Raw genomic sequence first — 21,277 nt, 5'->3', positions numbered from 1 at the left:
GAGCGGGACGAAAACCGGTAGAGTTACCTGCCGGCCGTGAATTCCCCGGCACACCGGCACGGCCGGCTACCCGCCGCCGTATCCGCGGCAACCGAAGCTTTACAGGAGCGAGGAACATTCCATGAGCAGCGACACTGCCGCGAACGACACTGCCGCCGACGGCACGCCAGCGGGAAACACCACCGCCGGGAACAGCACGGCAGGGAACAGCGTGGACAGCGTGGACAGCGCCACCGAACATGGCGCCCCAGCCACGGCTGCCGCCCCAGCGCCTGCCGTCCCGGCAACAGCGGCCGCACCGACCGGCGCCAACCGGCGACGCGGACCGTTCCGGGAGGGTGAGCGGGTGCAGCTCACCGATGAGCGCGGCCGGATGAACACCATCAGCCTTGAGGCAGGCGGGGCCTTCCACACCCACCGCGGTTTCCTCAACCACGACGAGATCATCGGGAAACCGGACGGCTCGGTGGTGGTCAACAATGTCGGCCAGCAGTACCAGACGCTGCGGCCGCTGCTCTCCGACTTCGTGCTCTCCATGCCGCGCGGCGCGGCCGTGGTCTACCCCAAGGACGCCGCGCAGATCGTCACGATGGCGGACATCTTCCCGGGCGCCCGGGTCGTCGAAGCCGGCGTCGGTTCCGGCGCGCTGTCCATCTCGTTGCTGCGTGCCGTGGGGGACAACGGCTACCTGCACTCTTTCGAGCGGCGGGCCGAGTTTGCCGACATTGCCCGCGGCAACGTCGAGACAATTTTCGGCGGCCCGCACCCGGCCTGGCAGATCACGCTCGGCGACTTCCAGGAGCAGGTCCTGCAGACTGAAGAACCTGGCTCGGTGGACCGCGTGGTGCTGGACATGCTCGCCCCCTGGGAGTGCCTCGACGCCGTGGCCACCGTGCTGGCGCCCGGCGGCGTCTGGATCAACTACGTCGCGACCGTGACGCAGCTGTCGCGCACCGCCGAGGCCATCCGCGCCGACGGCCGTTTCACGGAGCCGGACGGCTGGGAATCCATGGTCCGCGGCTGGCACCTTGAAGGCCTGGCTGTCCGCCCGGACCACCGGATGGTGGCGCACACCGGCTTCCTGCTGGTCACCCGGAGGCTCGCCGACGGCGTCACCGGCATCTCCGTTAAGCGCCGGCCCTCCAAGACCGAGTTCGACGCCGAGGATGTCAATGCCTGGACGCCCGGCGCGGTGGGAGAACGGGCGGTGTCCGATAAGAAGCTTCGGCGGGCGGCCCGCGACGCGCTTGCCGGGACGAACGTCGTCGACGCTCCGGACGTCACGAACTAGTCCGTATTTCGGAAGTCTTCAGCAGCACCCGCCCTCTTGGGGCTATGGTCTTAATAGATGGACTGAAGGGGCTGATGCATGATGGAGACTCCGAACAACGACCACGGCCGCACGGGCGCGGACAACGATGCTCCGGTAGCCGCTGCCGGTGTGCCCGAGCGCACGGCCGACGCCGAGCGTTACGCGGCCAACGAACTTTCCGTCGCGGAACGGCAGGTCAATATTCTGCGCGACAAACTCCGCCACATCGACCGCCAGCTCGCGGCGGCCACGCAGAACAACGCCAAGCTCGTCGGGATGCTCGAGACGGCCAAAGCGGAGATCCTGCGGCTGAAAAACGCCCTGGACCAGGAGGGGCAGCCGCCGTACAGCTTCGGCACCGTTTTGCAGCTGAACCCCAAGCGGCACTCAGCCCCCGGCAGCGGCCAGGCCGTCACCGAAGAGTCCGTGGACATCTTCAATGCCGGCCGCAAGATGAGGGTGGGCATCAGCCCGCTCGTGAACATCAACCAGCTCGCCGCCGGGCAGGAAGTCCTGCTCAATGAGGCCCTGATGGTGGTTGCCGGGCTCGGCTATGAACGCGCCGGGGACCTTGTCACGTTGAAGGAGCTGCTGGGTTCGGACCGCGCCCTCGTGGTGGGCCGGGCCGATGAAGAACGGGTCATCCGGCTCTCCGGGGCTCTGCTCGCGCAAAAGCTTCGCGTGGGCGACGCGCTCTCGGTCGACACCCGCACCGGCTACGCCTTGGAGAAGATTCCCCGTTCCGAGGTCGAGAACCTCGTCCTCGAGGAAGTCCCGGACATCACCTACCAGGACATCGGCGGCCTGGGACCGCAGATCGAGCAGATCCGCGACGCCGTAGAACTGCCGTTCCTGCACCCGGACCTGTACCGGGAGCACGGGCTCAAGGCCCCCAAGGGCATCCTGCTGTACGGCCCGCCGGGCTGCGGCAAGACCCTGATCGCCAAGGCGGTGGCCAATTCTTTGGCGGCCCGCGCCGCCGAACGGGCCGGCAAGACCGACATGAAGAGCTACTTCCTGAACATCAAGGGACCGGAACTGCTGGACAAGTACGTCGGCGAAACCGAACGGCACATCCGGCTGATCTTCGCCCGCGCCAGGGAGAAGGCCTCCGAGGGCAGCCCCGTGGTGGTGTTCTTCGACGAGATGGACTCACTGTTCCGCACCCGCGGCACCGGCATCTCGTCGGACGTCGAAACGACCATCGTGCCGCAGCTGCTCAGTGAGATCGACGGCGTCGAGCGGCTGGACAACGTCATCGTGATCGGCGCGTCCAACCGCGAAGACATGATCGATCCGGCCATCCTGCGGCCCGGGCGGCTGGACGTGAAGGTCAAGATCCAGCGTCCCGACGCCGAAGCCGCGGCCGACATCTTCAACAAGTACATCACCAGGGACCTGCCCTTCCACGAGTCGGACCTCGCCGAGCACAACGGCGACATCCAGGCCACCGTGGATGCCATGGTGCAGCGGACGGTGGAGGCCATGTACTCCACCGAGAAGTCCAACGAGTACCTCGAGGTGACGTACGCCAACGGCGACACCGAAATGCTGTACTTCAAGGACTTCAACTCCGGTGCCGTAGTGCAGAACGTCGTGGACCGCGCCAAGAAATCCGCCATCAAGGACCTGCTGACCACCGGCCAGAAGGGGCTGCGCATCGACCATCTGCTGCACGCCGTGGTGGACGAGTTCCGTGAGCACGAGGACATGCCGAACACCACGAACCCCGACGACTGGGCACGGATTTCGGGCAAGAAGGGTGAACGCATCACCTACATCCGCACCATCGTTCAAGGTAAGGCCGGCCAGGAGCCCGGGAAGTCCATCGAGACGATGCCCAGCACGGGCCAGTACCTGTGACGGCCGGTCCTTCGGCCGGTTCCGGAGGCCTTCCCACCGGCGGTGCGATGCGGGTGATGGGCTCCGAGACCGAGTACGGCATCCACGCGCCCTCCGCACCGGGCGCCAACGCCACCATGATGTCCGCCCGCGTCATCCAGGCCTACGCCCAGGTAACCCGGCAGCGGGCCGCCGGAGGTGCTGAGACACGCTGGGACTACACCGACGAAGAGCCGCTGCACGATGCCCGCGGCTGGACGCTGGAACGGGCTTCGGCCGATCCAGAGCAGCTCACCGACCGTCCCCCGGTGCTCGACGCCGAGGCCGTCGCCCTGGCCTACGGCCGCGCTGAACTGGACCACGACGGCGAGGATGAGTCCGGCTCGCTGCTGATGAACATGGTGCTGGGCAACGGCGCACGGCTCTACGTCGACCACGCCCACCCGGAGTACTCCAGCCCGGAAGTCACCAGCCCGCGCGACGCCGTCATCTGGGATGCTGCCGGAGACCTGGTGGCCCTTGCCGCGGTCCGGCGGCTGGCCGCGGATCCGGACCTCCCGCCGATCAACCTCTACAAAAACAACACGGACAACAAATCCGTGTCCTACGGCTCGCACGAAAACTACCTGATGCCCCGTTCGGTGCCGTTCGGCGAGATCGCCCGCGGCCTGACACCGTTCTTCATCACCCGCCAGATCATGTGCGGCGCCGGCCGCGTCGGCCTGGGCCAGGACAGCTCCCGGCCCGGTTACCAGATCAGCCAGCGGGCCGACTTCTTTGAAACCGAAGTCGGCCTCGAAACCACCATCCGGCGCCCCATCATCAACACCCGGGACGAGCCGCACGCCACCGCGGACAAGTACCGCCGGCTGCACGTCATCATCGGCGATGCGAACCTGAGCCAGGTAGCCAACTTCCTCAAGTTTGGCAGCACGGCGATGGTTCTCAGCCTGATCGAGGCGGGCCTTACTCCGAAAGTGGAAGTCCACGAGCCGGTGGCGGCCCTCCAGACGGTCAGCCACGACACCTCCCTGACAGCCACCCTGCGCCTGGTCGACGGCCGGCGCGTCACCGCGCTGGACCTGCAGTGGATGTACTTCGAAGCGGCCGCCAAGCTCGCGCAGGACACCGGGGTCGCCGACGCCGTCGACGGCGACGGGCACACGCACGCCGTGCTGGAACGCTGGTCCGCGACTTTGACCGAACTGGGCGGCGACCGCGCGGCGGCCGCCTCAACTGTTGAATGGCTCGCAAAACTCACCCTGCTGGAGGGTTACCGGCAGCGGGACGGACTGGACTGGTCGGACGCCCGGCTGGGACTGGTAGACCTGCAATGGGCGGACATCCGCCCCGAGAAGGGCCTCTACCACCGGCTGCTGGCCCGCGGCCGGATGCAGCGCATCGCCGACGACGGGGCCATCGCCCGCGCGGTCCTGGAACCGCCGTCGGACACCAGGGCCTTCTTCCGCGGCCGCTGCGTCAGCCGCTTCGGCAAGGACCTGGTGGGCGCAAGCTGGGACTCCGTGATCTTCGATTTGCCCGGCCGCGGCAAGCTTCAGCGGGTACCTACACGCGAACCGCTGCGCGGCACCGAGGCTCTCACCGGCGGCTTGTTCGCCCGGCACCGGGAGGCCGGACCGTTCCTGGCTGAGCTGTTGGGCCTAAGCCCCGGTTCGTAGCTGGAAAGACCCCCGCGCGGGGCCCGGGCGTGGCAATATGGCTTACAGGATGTCCTGTGCACGATGGGACAGACAGCGACAAGGAGAAGATGATGGCAGGCCAGGAGCAGCAGCAGCCGCAGTCCCGCGACACCGAAGTCGACGAGGAAGTTGCCGCCCCGCCGGCGCCGCCCGAAGCCCAGGCTTCCGCCTCCACCCAGGGGGTGGACGATCTGCTCGACGAGATCGACGGTGTCCTGGAATCCAACGCCGAGGAGTTCGTCCGCGCCTTCGTGCAAAAGGGCGGCCAGTAGGCGCACCCGCCGAACCGGCGCAGGCGAGGAGCACACTTAGGAGACCCACTGAGCAGACACAGGGCTGAGCGTCGAAAGCCGTTGATCCACTACGTTGAGGGAGTGCACCAGTGCAGGAAACATCAGCCAACCAGGTAGCGGCGAACGCGACGTCATCCTTCACCGAGCACCTGCAACGCTCACGGCCCGAACTGTTGCCCTACAACGCCCTGCAGCCCGGCGCAGGCGGCGGTCCCGGCACCGGTGCAGGAACCCCGGTGCCACCGACGCCGCACGCCACCACCATCGTCGCACTGGCCTACGCCGGGGGAGTACTGATGGCCGGTGACCGGCGCGCAACCATGGGCAACATCATTGCCAGCCGGCATATCGAGAAGGTGTTTCCCGCAGACCAGTACTCCGTCCTGGGGATCGCCGGGACTGCCGGCGTAGCGCTGGACATCACCCGGCTGTTCCAGGTCGAACTGGAACACTACGAAAAAATCGAAGGCACCCAGCTGAGCCTGGACGGCAAGGCCAACCGGCTCGGCGCCATGATCCGCGGCAACCTGCCCATGGCGATGCAGGGCCTCGCCGTGATCCCGCTGTTCGCAGGCTTCGACCGGGCCACCGGCACCGGCAGGCTGTTCTCCTACGACGTCACCGGCGGCCGCTACGAGGAACAGGAGCACCACACGGTCGGCTCGGGCTCCATGTTCGCCCGTGGTGCGCTGAAAAAGCTGTGGAGGCCCAACCTCTCCGAAGCGGAGGCCGTCCGGGTGGCGGTTGAAGCGCTGTACGACGCCGCCGACGACGACTCCGCCACCGGCGGCCCGGACCCGGTCCGGCAATTGTGGCCCGTGGTCTACACGGTCAGCCGGGCCGGTGCCGCGCGGGTGCCTGAGCTCGAGCTCGCGGGCGTGGCCGGCGCCATCATCGAAGCACGGGCCGCGGCCCAGCGGGAGGCCTGACATGACCCAGCAGTTCTATGTCTCTCCCGAACAGCTGATGAAGGACCGGGCGGACTTCGCCCGGAAAGGAATTGCCCGCGGCCGCTCAGTGGTGGTGATCAGCTGCCGGGACGGGATTGCCCTGGTGGCCGAGAACCCGTCGCCCTCGCTGCACAAAATCGGTGAGATCTACGACAAGATTGCTTTCGCGGCCGTCGGGAAATACAACGAATTTGAAAGCCTCCGCCAGGCCGGGGTGCGGTACGCCGATGTCCGCGGCTACTCCTACGACCGTGAGGACGTCACCGCCCGGGGCCTGGCCAGCGTCTACGCACAAAGTCTGGGAGCAGTGTTCACGGCCGAACAGAAACCGTTCGAGGTCGAACTGGCAGTCGCTGAAGTGGGTCCCGGCCCGAAAACGGACCACCTCTACCGGCTCACCTTTGACGGTTCCATCGCGGACGAACAGGAATTCATTGTGATGGGCGGCCAGGCCGACAAGGTCTCCGAAGCCGTCGCCGACGGCTGGCGCGGTGACCTTGATTTTGCCGGGGCGGTCCGGCTGGCCCTGGCCGGCCTGGTCGCCGACAAGGAGACCGCTACGCTGCCCGTGTCGGCCGTTGAAGTCGCCGTGCTGGACCGCGGCTCGGAAAGCAGCCGCGGCACGCGGCGGGCGTTCCGCCGGCTCGACGACGCCGACGTAGCGGCATTGCTGGCTGAGGAGAGTTGAGATGGACAAGCGCATTTTCGGCATCGAAACCGAATTCGGAATTTCCTACTCCAGCCCGGAGTCCCGGCCGCTGGCGCCGGAGGAGGTGGCCCGCTACCTCTTCCGCAAGGTGGTCAGCTGGGGCCGCTCCTCGAACGTGTTCCTGACCAACGGTTCCCGGCTTTACCTGGACGTCGGTTCGCACCCCGAGTACGCCACCGCCGAATGCGACGACCTGGCCCAGCTCATCGCCCACGACAGGGCCGGCGAGCTTATCCTGGACGACCTCGTGGACGAGGCGCAGGAACGCCTCGGGGGCGAGGGATTCAACGGAACGGTTTACCTGTTCAAGAACAACACCGACTCGGCCGGCAACTCCTACGGCAGCCACGAGAACTACCTGATACCCCGCCGCGGCGAGTTCTCCCGGCTGGCTGAAATTCTCATCCCGTTCCTCGTCACGCGGCAGTTGATTGCGGGCGCCGGCAAGATCCTCAAGACACCCCACGGTGCCACGTTCGCTTTCTCCCAGCGGGCGGACCACATCTGGGAAGGCGTCTCCTCCGCCACCACCCGCTCACGGCCGATCATCAACACCCGCGACGAGCCGCACGCCGACGCCGAGTTTTACCGGCGGCTGCATGTGATCGTGGGGGATTCAAACATGTCCGAGACCACGGCACTGCTCAAGGTGGGCACCGTCGACCTGATCCTGCGCATGATCGAAGCCGGAGTCATTATGCGCGACATGCGGATGGAAAACCCCATCCGCAGCATCCGCGAGATCTCCCACGACCTGACCGGGCGTGCGGTGGTGCGGCTCGCCAACGGCCGGCAGCTCACCGCCCTGGAGATCCAGCGGGAGTACCTGAATAAAGTCACCGAATTCGTGGCAGACCGCGGCGCGCACAACGCCCACGTCCCGCTCATCCTGGATCTCTGGGAACGCACACTCGACGCAATTGAGAGCGGCAACACGAGCACCATCGACACTGAAGTGGACTGGGCGATCAAGAAAAAGCTGATGGATAACTACTGCAGGCGGCACGGCCTGGAATTCGATGCGCCGCGGGTGGCCCAGCTTGACCTTACCTATCACGACATTTCACGAAGCCGCGGACTGTTCTACCTGCTCCAGGCACGCGGCGCGGCCCGCCGGGTCGTCGATGACACCGCGGTGAAGGACGCCGTCGACGCCCCGCCGCAGACCACGCGCGCCAAGCTGCGCGGCGACTTTGTCCGGCGGGCGCAGGAACTGGGCCGCGACTACACCGTGGACTGGGTCCATTTGAAACTCAACGACCGCGCCCACCAGACCATTCTGTGCAAGGATCCGTTCCGCAGCGTCGATGACCGCGTTGACGCGCTGCTGGACTCTATGGGCTGATACCCAGCTTTCCGGGTTACGCTGGGAAAGGTGCCGTTTCCCGGCTACCGCCTGCTTTGCCGCTGGCCACGGTCCGGCGAAGCGTCCATCCTGCCCCGACGAAAGTTCTTACGTGCGCCGACTATTAGCAATTCTTCTTCCCGGACTGCTGCTGCTCACCGCCTGTGGTGGCGGCGAACCGGCGGCCCCGGAGCCCACCAGCCAGTCCGCCGGTGAAACAGCGAAACTCGACTCCCTGAAGCTGACCGAGAACGGCGACAAAAAAGCACCCGGCGTCGAATTCACCAAGCCGCTTGAGGTCAAGGACCCCACCATTAAGGTGGTCAAGGAAGGCGACGGCGACCGCGTGAAGGCCAACCAGGTCGCGGACATCTCGATCGTTGCGTTCAACGGCAAGGACGGCTCCACCGTCGAGGACACCTTCCCGAAGGATGCCGAGAAACTCGAGCTGAATGATGAGCTCAAGACCGGCAGTGCCGTCATTTACAACGCCTTCGTCGGTGCCAAGGTCGGCTCCCACCTCGCCCTGGCTGTTCCGGGCAAGGCCGCGGCCCCGGCAAGCGCCGGCGCCCCGGAAACTCCCGCCCAGCCCTCGCAGCTGATCGTCATCAAGATCCTCGCGGCCAAGGATGCTCCCAAGGTCCTGGACAAGCCCGAGGGCGACGCCGTGACCCCGCCCGCCGGCCTGCCGACCGTGAAGGAAAACGACAAGGGTGTTCCGGTTATCTCCGTCGAGGGCGTAGCCGCCCCCACGGCACTGGTTTCCCAGGACCTGATCAAGGGCAAGGGCCAGGCCGTGAAGGAAACCGACACCGTCACCGTCAACTACGTCGGCGTCGCGCTTGCCAGCGGCAAGGTGTTCGACTCCAGCTACGACAGCGGCAAGAAGGCGACATTCCCGCTCAACGGCGTGATCAAGGGCTGGACCCAGGGACTTGCCGGCAAGACCGTCGGCTCCCGCGTCCTCCTGGTCATCCCCAAGGACCTCGCCTACGGCGACCAGGGCCAGGGCGACGCCAAGGGCGACCTCGTCTTCGTCGTCGATATTCTCGGCGTCAAGTAAACATCACCAACCCAGCCACCCCAAGAAGGAGCAACCATGTCATTTGGACAGCGCAACCTCGACCGTGAAAAGCCCGAAATTGACTTCCCGCAGGGCGACGTTCCCACCGAACTCGTGATCACTGACCTGATCGAAGGCGACGGCCCCGAAGCCAAAGCCGGCGACACCGTCTCCACGCACTACGTTGGCGTCGCCTGGTCCACCGGCGAAGAGTTTGACGCCTCGTGGGGCCGCGGCGCTCCGCTGGACTTCCGGGTCGGCGTCGGCCAGGTCATTCAGGGCTGGGACCAGGGCCTGCTGGGCATGAAGGTCGGCGGCCGCCGCCGCCTGGAGATCCCCTCCGAGCTGGCCTACGGCTCCCGGGGCGCCGGCGGAGCGATCGGCCCGAACGAAGCCCTGATCTTCGTCGTCGACCTCGTCGCCGTCCGCTGATCCCCACCCGCCCCCTATCCTCGCAAGCTCGGACAGGGAACCCCGCGGGCGTGGGCCCCCGCGCGGGGCGGCAGCGCGGCTGACGCCCCGTCAAGTGAAGCGCGGTAACAATCGGAAAGTTCTTCCGGCTGTTGCCGCGCTTTCGCCGTTTCGACGCCTGGAACTTTAGTAACCTTGCCGGGTGCCCGCCTCACGTACTGAACGCCTCCTGAACCTGCTCATCGCGCTGCTCAACACCCGGTACGGCCTGCGCCGCAGCGAATTGCGCCAGAAGGTCTACCACGACACCACGAGCTCCGAGGCTGCCTTTGGCCGGATGTTTGAACGCGACAAGGGCGAGCTTCGGCAGTTCGGCTTCGAGGTCGAAACCGTGACCGACAAGGGCTGGGGCTCCGATGACCCGGCGACCACGCGGTACCGGATCGGCAAGGAATCCAACCGTCTGCCGGACGTCAGTCTCACCCCGGCGGAGTGCACGGTCCTGATCCTCGCGGCCCAGTTGTGGGAACAGGCCGCCCTGGGCTCCGCGGCCCGGAACGCCGTGCGCAAGCTGCAGGCGGCCGGCGGTCTGGCCGAGGCGGAACTGCCGGCCGGGGTCCAGCCCCGGATTCGGCCGGCAGGGCAGGCCTTCGAGGACCTGGTCGGCGCCATTCACCGCCAGCATCCGGTGAGTTTCAGTTACCTGGCCGGCAGCACCGGCCAGGAGGAACTGCGCACCGTCGAGCCCTGGGGCCTGGGCAGCCGCTTCGGTCAGTGGTACCTCGTGGGCTACGACCGGGCCCGCGGGGACAAACGCTTCTTCCGGCTTTCACGCTTCACCTCGGCGGTGAGTGTGCTGGACGGTGAGAGCTTTACGCCGCCGCCGTCCTTCAACGTCCGGGAACAACTTGCCGCCCTGCCCGAACTGCCCGTGCAGCACGCTATCGTCGACGTCGCCGGCGGTGCGCTCCTGGGGTTGCGCAAGCACGCCGTGCCCGCCGGCACTTCCGCCGCCAGCGGCAACGACGGAGGTAGCGCTGACGGCAACGACGGCGGCGGCGCCCCGGTACCAGCCCGTGCCGGCTTTGACCGGCTCACCGTGCCCTACCGGGACGCCGAGACCCTCGCCGCCGAACTTGCCTCCTACGGACCGAAAGCCGTGGTGGTGGCGCCGCCCGGCCTGCACGCAGCCGTGCTGCGCCGCCTGGCTGCCGCAGCCGACTTCGCCGCGGCACCGGCTCCGCCGGTCGACTTCCCCCGTACCGGTCCGGCAAAGCGCAGCCGTAAGCGCACGTCCGAGGACCAGCTCAAACGGATGCTGCAGCTGGTCCCGTTCCTGGTCCACCACCAGGGGCTGCACATCAGCGAGGTGGCCGAGCGCTTCGGCATTACCCGCAAAGAACTCGAGGACGACCTGCGGATCCTGATCTGCTCCGGCCTGCCCGAGGGCTACCCTGACGACCTGCTGGACATCCGGTGGGACGACGACCACGTCTACATCATCCAGGACCTCGACCTGAACCGGCCGGTCCGCTTCACGGTGGACGAGGCATGCGCGCTGCTGACCGGCCTGGAAGCCCTCAACGGCCTGCCCGGACTCGCCGAGGGCGGTGACCTCGAATCCGTCACGCTTAAACTCATGGCCGCAGCGGGGGAGGAAGGCCTCAAAGCCGCCGCCCTGTCTGGACCCGAAGTCGCTCCCGAGGACTCCGCGGTCCTCGCCACCGCACGCGAGGCCATCCGAACCGGCGCCCAACTGCGGCTCAGCTACCTCGCGCCGCAACGCGACGCCGTCTCCGAACGCGACATCGACCCCCACCGGCTCTACTCGCTGGACAGCACCTGGTACCTCGAGGCGTACTGCCACACCGCCGGCGGCCTGCGGAACTTCCGGCTGGACCGGATTCAGAGCCTGCAGCCCAACGGGCTTCCGCCGTCCTCGGCCGCGGACCCTGCCGGGGACTTCCCGGTGAAACTGTTCACGCCCAACGATGATGACGCCGTCGTGGTGCTGGAGCTGACCAGGCAGGGCGCCGGGCTGGCGGACGAGTACTACGCGGAGCGGACCGCGCTGCTTCCGAACGGGCATATGCTCGCCGAGATCCGGTTCGGCAGCGCGGACTGGCTGCCGATGTTTGTGGCCCAGCACGGGGGTGCGATCCGGGTCCTGGAGCCCCGGGCTCTGGCGGACGCCACCCGGGAGTGGCTCGCCGCCGCCCTGAACCGGTACGGTGCCGGTACGGCGACAGCTACAGGCGCCGGTACGGGGACCAGGCAGCATCCCCGTTAGACTGGTCAGCATGCCTTGGTGGTCCTGGATCGTAATCTGGATAGCGCTCGTCGCACTGTCCCTGCTCTTTATCGGCGTGCTCGGCGTCCGGTTGTTCCGGCAGTTCATGGCGGTGACCAAAGAACTCGCGCAGGCCGGGGACCGCTTCTCAACCCTTGGTTCGGTGCCGGCCACCTCCGGTTCAGCTGTTGTTCAGGCCGCTTCGGTAGGTTCGGACAGCGGCGCCGGGAGCAGCGGAACCGGCGCTCCGGCAGAACCGGGGTCGGCGGTTTTTGCTCCGCCCGAAACGATGCGACAGAATTACCATGCATCCAAGGCGGCCCGGCAGGAAGCCCGCCGGATCCGCCGGGTCGAACGTAAAGCCGAACGCGGGCAGCCCCAGGCGTTGCGCGACATCGATCCGCGTTAGCCATAGGATGTATACAAACGAAAGGACCACCCAGCATGAGGCTTGAAGGCTGGCATCTCATCATCATCATCGTCCTGGCACTGGTGCTTTTTGCTGCGCCGAAGCTGCCGGGAATGGCCCGCAGTCTGGGCCAGTCGATGCGGATTTTCAAGTCCGAGGTCCGCGAAATGAAGAAGGACGGTACGCCCGAGGCGGGCGCCGACTCCGACGCCGTCGAAGGCAAAGTCGTGAACCACCCCCGGTCCGCCGGCACCGAAAGCCGCCCGGGCGAGGGAACCGACGTTCCGCCGCCGAACCGCGCCTAAAACCACATGGCTGCAACCATGAGCCGCCGATCGAACCCCGAGGGCCGGATGGCCCTGCTCGATCACCTTAAGGAGCTGCGCACCCGGCTCTTTAAGTCGGCCATTGCCGTCGTCCTCGGGACAGTCGTCGGTTTCCTCGTCTACCAGCCCATGCTCGCGGCCCTGATCAAGCCGATCCGGGACCTCAACGTCCACGAGGGCCGGCAGGCGTCGCTGAACTTCGACGGCGTGGCAAGCTCCTTTGACCTGATGATCCAGGTTTCCGTGTTCCTGGGTCTGATCGTCGCCAGCCCGGTCTGGCTCTACCAGCTGTGGGCCTTCATCGTTCCCGGACTGCACAAGAACGAACGGCGCCTCGCGCTGTCCTTTGTCGCCGCCGCCGTTCCGCTCTTCGTGGGCGGCGTGCTGCTCGCGTGGCTGGTGCTGCCCAACGCCGTGCGCGTGCTCACGGACTTCACCCCCTCGGGCGGCTCCAACTTCATCAGCGCCCAGGTGTACCTGTCGTTCGTGCTGCGCCTGCTGCTTGCCTTCGGGATCGCGTTCCTGCTGCCGGTGGTGCTGTTCGGGCTGAACCTGGCCGGACTGATCAAGGGCCAGCAGCTGCTGAAGAGCTGGCGGATCACCGTGTTCCTCGTTTGTCTCTTCGCGGCCATGGCCGCGCCCGGCGCCGACGCGATGAGCATGTTCTACCTCGCGGTGCCCATGCTCGCGCTTTTCTTCGCCGCCATCGGGCTGTGCCTGCTCAACGACCGCCGGCGCGAGAAGCGCGCCGCGAAGGTGGCCGCCGAGACCGAAGCCACCGCCGACCAGGGCACTCCCAGTTCCGAGCTGGAGAATCTCTAGGCCTGCGCCCACTAGGCTGGGATCATGTCTTTCCAACCCGGGCCCGAGTCGCCGTCCGAGCGCTACCGTGCCAGCGCCGAGCGGGCGGCGGAAGCGAAAACCTATCTGGGTGGATTCACCCGCACGCTCGCCTTTGACCTCGATCCCTTCCAGCGTGAGGCGTGCCTTTCCCTCCAGGCCGGGCGCGGCGTGTTGGTTGCGGCGCCCACCGGCGCCGGAAAGACCATCGTCGGGGAGTTCGCCATCTACCTGGCCCTCCAGCGCGGCCTGAAGGCGTTCTACACGACGCCGATCAAGGCCTTGAGCAACCAGAAGTACACCGAGCTGGTGGAGAAATACGGTGCAGCCCAGGTGGGTTTGCTGACCGGTGACACCAGCATCAACGGCGAGGCCCCGGTGGTGGTGATGACCACCGAAGTGCTCCGCAACATGCTGTACGCCGGCTCGGACACCCTGGCAGATCTGGGCTTCGTGGTGATGGACGAGGTGCACTACCTGGCTGACCGGTTCCGCGGCGCCGTGTGGGAAGAAGTCATCATCCATCTGCCCAGCGAAGTCCAGGTGGCCTCACTAAGCGCCACCGTCTCGAACGCCGAGGAATTCGGCGCCTGGCTGGACACCGTCCGCGGCCAGACCGACGTCATCGTCTCCGAACACCGTCCCGTCCCGCTCTGGCAGCACGTCATGGTGGGCCGCAAAATAGTGGACCTGTTCGCCGGCGACACCACCTTCGACGAGATCGCCCCCGCGGGCGAGGACAACGCCACCGCCACCGCCGGCGCCCTGGCCGCCGCCGCCGCACCGGGTACGGCAACCGCGAAGGTGATCACCGAGCGGGCCGGTTTCGAGGTCAACCCGGAGCTGCTCTCGATGGCGCGGGCCGAGAGCCAGATGAACTTCAGCGGCCGTTTCGGCCACGGCGGCCGCAGCCAGCGCCGGCACCGGAACCAGCGGGACGAGGCACCGCAGCGCGGCCAGCGCAGCCCTGTCCGCAAAGCCAGCCGGCCGCAGGTCGTCGCCAGCCTCGACCGGATGGACCTGCTGCCGGCCATCACCTTCATTTTCTCCCGCGCCGGCTGCGACGCCGCGGTGGCGCAGTGCGTCTCCGCCGGGCTGTGGCTGACCACCGAGCAGGAGCAGCTCATCATCGCCCGCCGGGTCGACGAGGCCGCCCAGGACATTCCCTCCGACGACCTGGACGTGCTGGGCTTCTGGAGCTGGCGTGACGGGCTGCTGCGCGGCCTCGCCGCCCACCACGCCGGCATGCTGCCCACCTTCAAGGAAGTGGTGGAGAAACTGTTCGCCGACGGCCTGGTCAAGGCCGTCTTCGCCACCGAGACCCTCGCCCTGGGCGTCAACATGCCCGCCCGCTGCGTGGTGCTGGAAAAGCTCGACAAGTTCAACGGTGAGGCCCACGTCAATATCACCGCGGGGGAGTACACCCAGCTGACCGGCCGGGCCGGGCGCCGGGGAATCGACGTCGAGGGCCACGCTGTAGTCCTGTGGCAGCCGGGGACCGATCCGGCGGCCGTCGCGGGCCTCGCCTCCCGGCGCACGTACCCGCTGAACTCCAGCTTCCGGCCCACCTACAACATGTCCATCAACCTGGTCGCGCAGTTCGGCCGGTCCCGTGCCCGCGAGATCCTCGAATCGTCCTTCGCCCAGTTCCAGGCGGACCGCTCCGTCGTCGGACTGGCGAAGCAGGTCCGCAGCCGCGAAGAGTCACTCGCCGGCTTCAGCAAGGCAATGAGCTGCCACCTGGGCGACTTCACCGAGTACGCGAGGCTGCGGCGGGCCTTGTCCGACGCCGAACGCAACGCCTCGAAGGGCACCTCCCGCGCCCGGAAGTCACTGACCGAGGATTCCTTGAGCCGGCTGCTGCCCGGCGACGTTGTGGAGGTCCCGTCCGGCCGGGCGCCAGGACTCGCCGTCGTGCTTAGTTCCGACCACCACTCCCGCGAGCCGCGGCCGGCCGTCATGACGCTGGACAACCAGCTGCGCCGCATCGGCCTGCAGGACGTTGAGGGCCCGCTGGCCCCGATCACCCGGATCCGGATCCCGAAATCCTTCAACGCCAAGGTGCCGAAGTCCCGCCGCGACCTGGCGTCCTCGGTCCGCAACGCCATCCGCGAGAGCCGGCCACCGGCACCTCCGAGCCGGAACGAGGACTTCGGCCGGGCCGCGGCCCTGCCCAACATGGAAAAAAAGATCACCGAACTGCGCCGTGAGCTCCGGGCCCATCCGTGCCACGGCTGCAGCGAACGTGAGGACCACGCCCGCTGGTCCGAGCGCTGGTGGAAGCTCCGGCAGGAAACCGACGGCCTGATCCGGCAGATCCAGGGCCGTACCAACACCATCGCCAAGACCTTCGACCGGGTCTGCGGCGTCCTGTCCGGCTACGGCTACCTTGAGGCGACGGAGTCCGGGGCACTCTCCATCAGCCCTGACGGCCAGCGGCTGCGGAGGATCTACGGTGAAAAGGACCTGCTGATCTCGCAGTCGCTGCGGCTCGGCGCCTTCAACGACCTCGACGCCGCGGAGATCGCGGCGCTGGCGAGCGTCCTGGTGTACCAGGCCAAGCGTGAGGACCGGGGCCTGCGGCCAAAGATGCCGAGCGTTTCGCTCGAGTCCGCCGTCGACATCGTCGTGCGTGAATGGTCCGCCCTGGAGGACATCGAAGAAGCCAGCAAGCTGCCGCTCACCGGCGAGCCGGAGCTGGGCCTGGTCTGGCCGGTCTTCAAGTGGGCCAAGGGCCGGCACCTCCAGGAGGTCCTCAGCGGCACGGACCTGGCGGCCGGCGACTTTGTCCGGTGGGTCAAGCAGGTCATCGACCTGCTTGACCAGCTGGCCAAGATTCCGGGCCTGGACCCCCGGGTCGCGCGGCTCTGCTCCGACGCGATCAACCTGGTCAAGCGCGGCGTCGTCGCCTACTCGGCCGTGGCCTGACCCGGCCCGGCGTAACCCGGCCCGCAACCCCCGTACTTTCAGCACAAGGAGTTTTCCACGATGACCGTTTCACCGTCCGGGGCACCCAAGCCAGCCAACGCAGCCCAGGCAGAACGCAAGGTGACGCTGTACCGCAACGGCTCCGTCTACACGGCGGCGGACCCGTTCGCGACCGCCATGCTGGTGGACGGCGACACGGTGGCCTGGGTCGGCTCCGAGCAGGCCGCCACGTCCATCGCGGACGCCACGATGGACATCGTTGACCTGCACGGCGCGCTCCTTGCCCCCGGCTTCGTCGACTCCCACGTGCACCTGACCGAAACCGGCATCGCACTGGATTCGCTGCAGCTGGGCGGGGTGCGTTCGGCCGCCGAACTGCTCGACGCCATCGCCCGGTACAGCGCCTCCGCCGGCACCGGCGGCACCGTGCTGGGGCACGGTTGGGACGAAACCCTCTGGACCGATCCGGCCCTGCCCAGCCGGGAAGAACTGGACCGCGCGGCCGGCGGCCGGCCGGTGTACCTGTCCCGGGTGGACGTACATTCGGCGCTGGTCTCGTCCTCCCTCGCGGCCGCCTCCAGCCTTGACGGCCTGGACGGTTGTGCCGGCGACGGTCAGGTCAAGCGGGACGCCCACATCGCCGCGCGGCTCGCGGCACGCAAACTTCCCGCCGGGGAGCTGCGCCGCTACCAGCAGGCAGCCCTGGCCGAAGCTGCCGCCAACGGTTACGTGGCACTGGCTGAAATGGCGGCTCCGCACATCGGCGGGGTCGAGGATTTGCGGCTCGCGGCCGGATGGAACGCCCCCGGGCGGAGCGGACCGGCGGCCCCGGAGATCCTGCCGTACTGGGGTGAACTGGCGGCGTCGGAGGAACAGGCCCGCTCCATCCTTGACGGGCTGGGTGTGCCGGTGCTCGGCCTGGCCGGGGACCTGAACATGGACGGCTCGATCGGGTCCCGCACGGCGGCGCTGCGGGAGGACTACAGTGACGCGGCGGGGGAGCGGGGCAACCGGTACCTTTCCGTCGACGAGGCCGCCGCGCATCTGGCGGCCTGCTCGCTGCTCGGTATCCAGGCGGGGTTCCATGTGATTGGCGACGCCGGCCTCGACGCCGCCCTCGACGCCCTGGACCGGGCCGCCGCGGAGGTCGGGGAACAGCGCGTACGCGCGGCCGGCCACCGGCTGGAACATGTGGAGCTCGCCGACCCGGACGCCATCGCGCGGCTGGCCAAATACTCGGTCACGGTCAGTGCGCAGCCTGTCTTCGACGCCCTGTGGGGCGGGGAGGACAGCCTCTATGCCCGGCGGCTCGGATCCCGTCACGCTGCCATGAACCCCTTCGGTTCCTTTTACTCCGCCGGCGTGCCGGTCTGCTTCGGCAGCGACAGCCCGGTCACGCCGCTTCGGCCCTGGGCGGGGGTGCGCGCCTGCCTGGAGCACTCCAACGCGGCGGAGCGGATCTCCGCCCGCGCAGCCTTCCTGGGCCACACTCGGGCCGGCTGGCGCGCCGCCCGGTACCGCAATCCGATGGCGGGCCAGCTGGTTCCCGGCGCCCCGGCCAGCTTCGCGGTCTGGGAAGTCGAAGAGCTCATGGTCCAGGTGGCCGACGGCAGGGTCCAGTCCTGGAGCACCGACCCGCGCGCCCGCACGCCCCTGCTGCCGGCGCTGGATACCGGCAACGACCCTGTCTGCCTGCAAACGGTGCGCGACGGCGTCGAGCTCTTCTCCAGCGGTTCGCTGGGAAGCTAACCGCTCCACCGGCGACGCGGTGCCGCCGGGCGGCGCGCAGCCGGCTGTCTATAATGGGAAGCTGTGCCTGCCGTCGGCTAACCGCCGGCCGTCCCGGCCGTTCGACGCTCCCTTTAAGGAAAGGCCCCGCTGTGCGTGTCCTCACGATCATCCCGACCTACAACGAGCTGGAATCCTTGCCCAAGACGCTTGGACGCCTCCGCACTGCCGTGCCGACGTCCGACGTGCTGGTCGTTGACGACAACAGCCCCGACGGCACGGGCCAGCTGGCGGACAGCATCGCCGCCGAAGACAGCCAGGTCCACGTCCTGCACCGCGCAGGCAAGGCCGGTCTCGGCGCCGCCTACATCGCCGGCTTCAAATGGGGGCTGGAGGCCGGCTACGACATCCTGGTCGAGATGGACGCCGACGGCTCCCACAAGCCGGAGCAGCTGCCGCAGCTGATCGAAGCCGTGGAGCAGGGCGCGGACCTCGCCATGGGGTCCCGCTGGGTCCCGGGCGGCAGCGTGGTGAACTGGCCGCTGTACCGCCAGGCCATCTCACGCGTCGGCAGCACCTACGCCCGCATCATGCTCGGCGTCAGCATCAAGGACGTCACCGGCGGTTTCCGCGCCTTCCGCCGGAGCACGCTGGAAAAACTCAACCTGGATTCGGTCGACTCGGTCGGTTACGGCTTCCAGGTGGATCTCGCCTGGCGCGTGGCCCAGCTCGGCCTGAACATCGTGGAGCGCCCCATCACGTTCGTGGAACGCGAACTCGGTGCCTCGAAAATGAGCGGCAACATCGTCATCGAAGCGATGATCAACGTGACCCGGTGGGGCCTTACCGCGCGCTGGAACACCCTGAGCCGTAAACTCGGCCGCAAGTAGGAAACCGCGGCGGGCAGGAGCCCGCGGACGCAAAAAAGAGCCGGTCCGGCGCCTCTCTAAGGCGCGGGACCGGCTCTTTGCGTTGCTGGCTGCCGGGCGCTTAAGCGGAGCGGCGCTCTCCGCGGCGTTCGCGCAGGATGGTGAGGCGGTCTTCGAGGATCTGCTCCAGCTCAGGCAGCGAGCGGCGTTCCAGGAGCATGTCCCAGTGCGTGCGGACGGCCTTCTCGTTGCTGTTGACCGGGCGTTCGCCGTCTACCAGCAGCGCTTCCTTGCCGGTCTTGGAAACCCATACCGGGGGAATCTCCGCCTCGGAGGAGAAGGTGACGAAAACCTGCTCGCCGTCCGCGCAGCGGTACTCGACCCGCTGGCGCGGAGCGGGCTCAACGCCCGATTCCGTCTCCATGCTCTGTGCGCCAAGGCGCATACCCCGCAGGCTGCGATCGCTCATCATTTCTCCCTTAGAATCGGTTCGCAGGGCCGGACCCTGCGTCAGCCGGAGGTCCGCGAGGACCACCCGGCTGCTGTTTGCGGTGCATTCCCCACTGCACAAATCGTCAATGGATACAACGCCCCGCGAAGAGTAATTGTTCCGGCTGGCTGAACCGTCCGGACAAATACTCAAGTATACGGGTTCCGGAGCCCAGGTAAAGCCGGGGCGCCGGGGGCGGGGCGCGGTCGGGCCTAGATCTGGGGAGAGACGGCGGTGTCCGGGGTGCCGGGTGCGGCGTCCGCGCGTGGATCCGGGTGCAGGTCCGGATTTAGGCCGCCAAGCGCACCGCCGATGCCCTTGAGTGCCTCGCCCACTTCGCTGGGGATGATCCACAATTTGTTGGAGCTGCCTTCGGCCAGCTTCGGCAACGTCTGCAGGTACTGGTAGGCGAGCAGCTTCTGGTCCGGGTTGCCTTTATGGATGGCGTCGAAGACCTTCTGGATGGCTTGCGCCTCGCCGTCGGCCCGGAGGATTGCCGCCTGGGCATCGCCCTCGGCTTTCAGGATGGAGGATTGCCGCTGGCCTTCCGCGGTGAGGATGGCCGACTGCTTGGTGCCTTCGGCGGTGAGGATGGCCGCGCGCCGGTCACGCTCGGCGCGCATCTGCTTCTCCATCGAGTCCTGGATGGAGTGGGGCGGATCAATGGCCTTAAGCTCCACCCGGGAGACCCGGATGCCCCAACGGCCGGTGGCTTCATCCAGCACCCCGCGCAGCTGGCCGTTGATCTGGTCGCGGGAGGTGAGGGCCTCCTCAAGGTTGAGCCCGCCCACCACGTTGCGCAGCGTAGTCGTGGTGAGCTGTTCAACGGCCTGGATGTAATTGGCGATCTCGTAGGTGGCGGCCCGCGCGTCCGTGACCTGGAAGTAGACCACGGTATCGATGGAGACCACCAGGTTGTCCTCGGTAATCACCGGCTGCGGCGGGAAGGAAACCACTTGTTCGCGCAGGTCCAGCAGCGGCAGCAGCCGGTCCACGAAGGGAATCAGGATGGTCAGGCCGGGATTCAGCGTCCGCTGGTACTTGCCGAGACGTTCAACGACGCCGGCGCGGGCCTGCGGAATGATCCGCACCGACCGCACCAGAACGATTATTACGAACGCAACGAGTACCAGCAGCACGATTGCGACTGCGATATCCATACATCACCTTTTCCCCAAATATTTGGTTTTGTGTGTGGTGCGGCGGTCCTGCCGCAGGGTCTGAACTTGTTGGTTTACTGTCCGGCGGGTTAGCGCAGGCCGCGGTTTACTGCATGGCCTGGTTACTGCACGGCCGGGTTCGGCTGCGGGACCACGACGGCGGTGGCGCCGTCGATGGCGCTGACCACAGCGTGCTGGCCGGGTGCCAGGACGCCGCCCTTGGACCGGGCCGTCCAAATGTCGCCGCCGATCTTGACCAGGCCGCTGCTTTCGGTGACCGACTCCATCACGAGGGCCGGTTCGCCAATGAGGCGCTCGACGTTGCTGCGCTGGTCGGCGGGGCTGCTGCGCAGATGCTTCAGCGCCACGGGCCGGACGAAGCCGATCATTAGCAGGGAAACGACGCTGAAGATCACGATTTGGAGCCAGAAGTCCGCACCCGCGAAGGCTGAGATCAGCCCGGCCAGGGCACCGCCGCCGAGCATGATGAAGAACAGGTCCAGGGTGAGCATCTCGACCACGGCAAAGACGAGGAACACGGTGAGCCACAATGCCCACCAGTTGTCAGCCAGCCATTCAAACATCTTTGCCCCCTGGATGTTTTGCCCGGCG

General features: G+C 67.4%; 19 protein-coding genes. 16 read left to right on the top strand and 3 right to left on the bottom strand.

The features are described from left to right. The first annotated feature begins 121 nt into the window (after positions 1 to 121). From QFZ61_RS12215 to QFZ61_RS12140, 16 genes are all read left to right on the top strand, one after another. Positions 122 to 1,291, top strand: coding sequence for a tRNA (adenine-N1)-methyltransferase (locus QFZ61_RS12215; protein WP_307036371.1), 1,170 nt, complete (start codon positions 122 to 124; stop codon positions 1,289 to 1,291). 81 nt (positions 1,292 to 1,372) lie between these two features. Next, positions 1,373 to 3,175 (top strand): proteasome ATPase, encoded by a 1,803-nt coding sequence (gene arc / locus QFZ61_RS12210; RefSeq protein WP_307038176.1) that lies wholly within the window; start codon positions 1,373 to 1,375, stop codon positions 3,173 to 3,175. 47 nt (positions 3,176 to 3,222) lie between these two features. Next, positions 3,223 to 4,833 carry a depupylase/deamidase Dop gene (gene dop, locus QFZ61_RS12205; protein ID WP_307038174.1) on the top strand — a complete coding sequence of 537 codons (1,611 nt, stop codon included), beginning with the start codon at positions 3,223 to 3,225 and terminating at the stop codon, positions 4,831 to 4,833. A gap of 92 nt (positions 4,834 to 4,925) precedes the next feature. Next, positions 4,926 to 5,126, top strand: coding sequence for a ubiquitin-like protein Pup (locus tag QFZ61_RS12200; RefSeq protein WP_307038172.1), 201 nt, complete (start codon positions 4,926 to 4,928; stop codon positions 5,124 to 5,126). Positions 5,127 to 5,236: 110 nt separating this feature from the next. Next, complete coding sequence (gene prcB / locus QFZ61_RS12195) at positions 5,237 to 6,076, top strand: proteasome subunit beta (RefSeq protein ID WP_307036369.1); 840 nt, start codon at positions 5,237 to 5,239, stop codon at positions 6,074 to 6,076. A gap of 1 nt (position 6,077) precedes the next feature. Further along, positions 6,078 to 6,785, top strand: coding sequence for a proteasome subunit alpha (gene prcA, locus QFZ61_RS12190; protein WP_307036367.1), 708 nt, complete (start codon positions 6,078 to 6,080; stop codon positions 6,783 to 6,785). Position 6,786: 1 nt separating this feature from the next. Further along, the gene (gene pafA / locus QFZ61_RS12185; RefSeq protein ID WP_307036365.1) at positions 6,787 to 8,151 is read left to right on the top strand and encodes a Pup--protein ligase; all 1,365 of its coding nucleotides are present in this window, start codon (positions 6,787 to 6,789) and stop codon (positions 8,149 to 8,151) included. A gap of 112 nt (positions 8,152 to 8,263) precedes the next feature. Beyond that, positions 8,264 to 9,214, top strand: coding sequence for an FKBP-type peptidyl-prolyl cis-trans isomerase (locus QFZ61_RS12180; RefSeq protein ID WP_307036363.1), 951 nt, complete (start codon positions 8,264 to 8,266; stop codon positions 9,212 to 9,214). Between the two features lie 36 nt (positions 9,215 to 9,250). Continuing rightward, positions 9,251 to 9,646, top strand: coding sequence for an FKBP-type peptidyl-prolyl cis-trans isomerase (locus QFZ61_RS12175; protein ID WP_307036361.1), 396 nt, complete (start codon positions 9,251 to 9,253; stop codon positions 9,644 to 9,646). Positions 9,647 to 9,827: 181 nt separating this feature from the next. Next, complete coding sequence (locus QFZ61_RS12170) at positions 9,828 to 11,915, top strand: YafY family protein (protein ID WP_307036360.1); 2,088 nt, start codon at positions 9,828 to 9,830, stop codon at positions 11,913 to 11,915. Positions 11,916 to 11,925: 10 nt separating this feature from the next. Next, positions 11,926 to 12,324 carry a hypothetical protein gene (locus QFZ61_RS12165; RefSeq protein ID WP_307036359.1) on the top strand — a complete coding sequence of 133 codons (399 nt, stop codon included), beginning with the start codon at positions 11,926 to 11,928 and terminating at the stop codon, positions 12,322 to 12,324. A gap of 35 nt (positions 12,325 to 12,359) precedes the next feature. Continuing rightward, positions 12,360 to 12,629 (top strand): Sec-independent protein translocase subunit TatA, encoded by a 270-nt coding sequence (gene tatA / locus QFZ61_RS12160; protein WP_307036358.1) that lies wholly within the window; start codon positions 12,360 to 12,362, stop codon positions 12,627 to 12,629. Positions 12,630 to 12,677: 48 nt separating this feature from the next. Next, on the top strand, positions 12,678 to 13,472 hold the full coding sequence (tatC, locus tag QFZ61_RS12155) for a twin-arginine translocase subunit TatC (RefSeq protein ID WP_307038170.1): 795 nt from the start codon (positions 12,678 to 12,680) through the stop codon (positions 13,470 to 13,472). A 24-nt stretch (positions 13,473 to 13,496) separates the two neighbouring features. Further along, positions 13,497 to 16,418, top strand: a complete 2,922-nt coding sequence (locus QFZ61_RS12150; protein WP_307036357.1) for an RNA helicase — start codon at positions 13,497 to 13,499, stop codon at positions 16,416 to 16,418. Between the two features lie 60 nt (positions 16,419 to 16,478). Next, positions 16,479 to 18,167, top strand: a complete 1,689-nt coding sequence (locus QFZ61_RS12145; RefSeq protein ID WP_307036355.1) for an amidohydrolase — start codon at positions 16,479 to 16,481, stop codon at positions 18,165 to 18,167. A 131-nt stretch (positions 18,168 to 18,298) separates the two neighbouring features. Then, positions 18,299 to 19,036: a polyprenol monophosphomannose synthase gene (locus tag QFZ61_RS12140; protein ID WP_307036354.1), complete on the top strand. Its 738-nt coding sequence runs from the start codon at positions 18,299 to 18,301 to the stop codon at positions 19,034 to 19,036. A 100-nt stretch (positions 19,037 to 19,136) separates the two neighbouring features. Here QFZ61_RS12140 and QFZ61_RS12135 read toward each other — a convergent pair whose 3' ends face one another. The 3 genes from QFZ61_RS12135 to QFZ61_RS12125 all read right to left on the bottom strand — a co-directional run bounded on the left by QFZ61_RS12135 (position 19,137) and on the right by QFZ61_RS12125 (position 21,249). Beyond that, positions 19,137 to 19,484, bottom strand: coding sequence for an RNA polymerase-binding protein RbpA (locus QFZ61_RS12135; RefSeq protein WP_136322768.1), 348 nt, complete (start codon positions 19,482 to 19,484; stop codon positions 19,137 to 19,139). Positions 19,485 to 19,717: 233 nt separating this feature from the next. Continuing rightward, the gene (locus QFZ61_RS12130; RefSeq protein WP_307036350.1) at positions 19,718 to 20,665 is read right to left on the bottom strand and encodes an SPFH domain-containing protein; all 948 of its coding nucleotides are present in this window, start codon (positions 20,663 to 20,665) and stop codon (positions 19,718 to 19,720) included. Between the two features lie 122 nt (positions 20,666 to 20,787). Beyond that, positions 20,788 to 21,249, bottom strand: coding sequence for an NfeD family protein (locus tag QFZ61_RS12125; RefSeq protein WP_307038168.1), 462 nt, complete (start codon positions 21,247 to 21,249; stop codon positions 20,788 to 20,790). Positions 21,250 to 21,277 lie beyond the last annotated feature (28 nt).

The organism is Arthrobacter sp. B3I4 (assembly GCF_030816855.1).
Taxonomy (GTDB): domain Bacteria; phylum Actinomycetota; class Actinomycetes; order Actinomycetales; family Micrococcaceae; genus Arthrobacter.
The sequence above is the reverse complement of the archived record's forward strand: the minus strand, read 5'-3'. Positions and strand labels throughout refer to the sequence as shown.

Bases quoted from the DNA above. Each gene is read 5' to 3' on its own strand.
- QFZ61_RS12135 (WP_136322768.1), bottom strand. From the start codon at position 19,484: ATGAGCGATCGCAGCCTGCGGGGTATGCGCCTTGGCGCACAGAGCATG.
- QFZ61_RS12165 (WP_307036359.1), top strand. From the start codon at position 11,926: ATGCCTTGGTGGTCCTGGATCGTAATCTGGATAGCGCTCGTCGCACTG.
- dop (WP_307038174.1), top strand. From the start codon at position 3,223: ATGCGGGTGATGGGCTCCGAGACCGAGTACGGCATCCACGCGCCCTCC.
- QFZ61_RS12200 (WP_307038172.1), top strand. From the start codon at position 4,926: ATGGCAGGCCAGGAGCAGCAGCAGCCGCAGTCCCGCGACACCGAAGTC.
- pafA (WP_307036365.1), top strand. From the start codon at position 6,787: ATGGACAAGCGCATTTTCGGCATCGAAACCGAATTCGGAATTTCCTAC.
- tatA (WP_307036358.1), top strand. From the start codon at position 12,360: ATGAGGCTTGAAGGCTGGCATCTCATCATCATCATCGTCCTGGCACTG.
- arc (WP_307038176.1), top strand. From the start codon at position 1,373: ATGGAGACTCCGAACAACGACCACGGCCGCACGGGCGCGGACAACGAT.
- QFZ61_RS12215 (WP_307036371.1), top strand. From the start codon at position 122: ATGAGCAGCGACACTGCCGCGAACGACACTGCCGCCGACGGCACGCCA.
- QFZ61_RS12125 (WP_307038168.1), bottom strand. From the start codon at position 21,249: ATGTTTGAATGGCTGGCTGACAACTGGTGGGCATTGTGGCTCACCGTG.
- QFZ61_RS12130 (WP_307036350.1), bottom strand. From the start codon at position 20,665: ATGGATATCGCAGTCGCAATCGTGCTGCTGGTACTCGTTGCGTTCGTA.
- tatC (WP_307038170.1), top strand. From the start codon at position 12,678: ATGGCCCTGCTCGATCACCTTAAGGAGCTGCGCACCCGGCTCTTTAAG.
- QFZ61_RS12150 (WP_307036357.1), top strand. From the start codon at position 13,497: ATGTCTTTCCAACCCGGGCCCGAGTCGCCGTCCGAGCGCTACCGTGCC.
- QFZ61_RS12145 (WP_307036355.1), top strand. From the start codon at position 16,479: ATGACCGTTTCACCGTCCGGGGCACCCAAGCCAGCCAACGCAGCCCAG.
- prcA (WP_307036367.1), top strand. From the start codon at position 6,078: ATGACCCAGCAGTTCTATGTCTCTCCCGAACAGCTGATGAAGGACCGG.
- QFZ61_RS12175 (WP_307036361.1), top strand. From the start codon at position 9,251: ATGTCATTTGGACAGCGCAACCTCGACCGTGAAAAGCCCGAAATTGAC.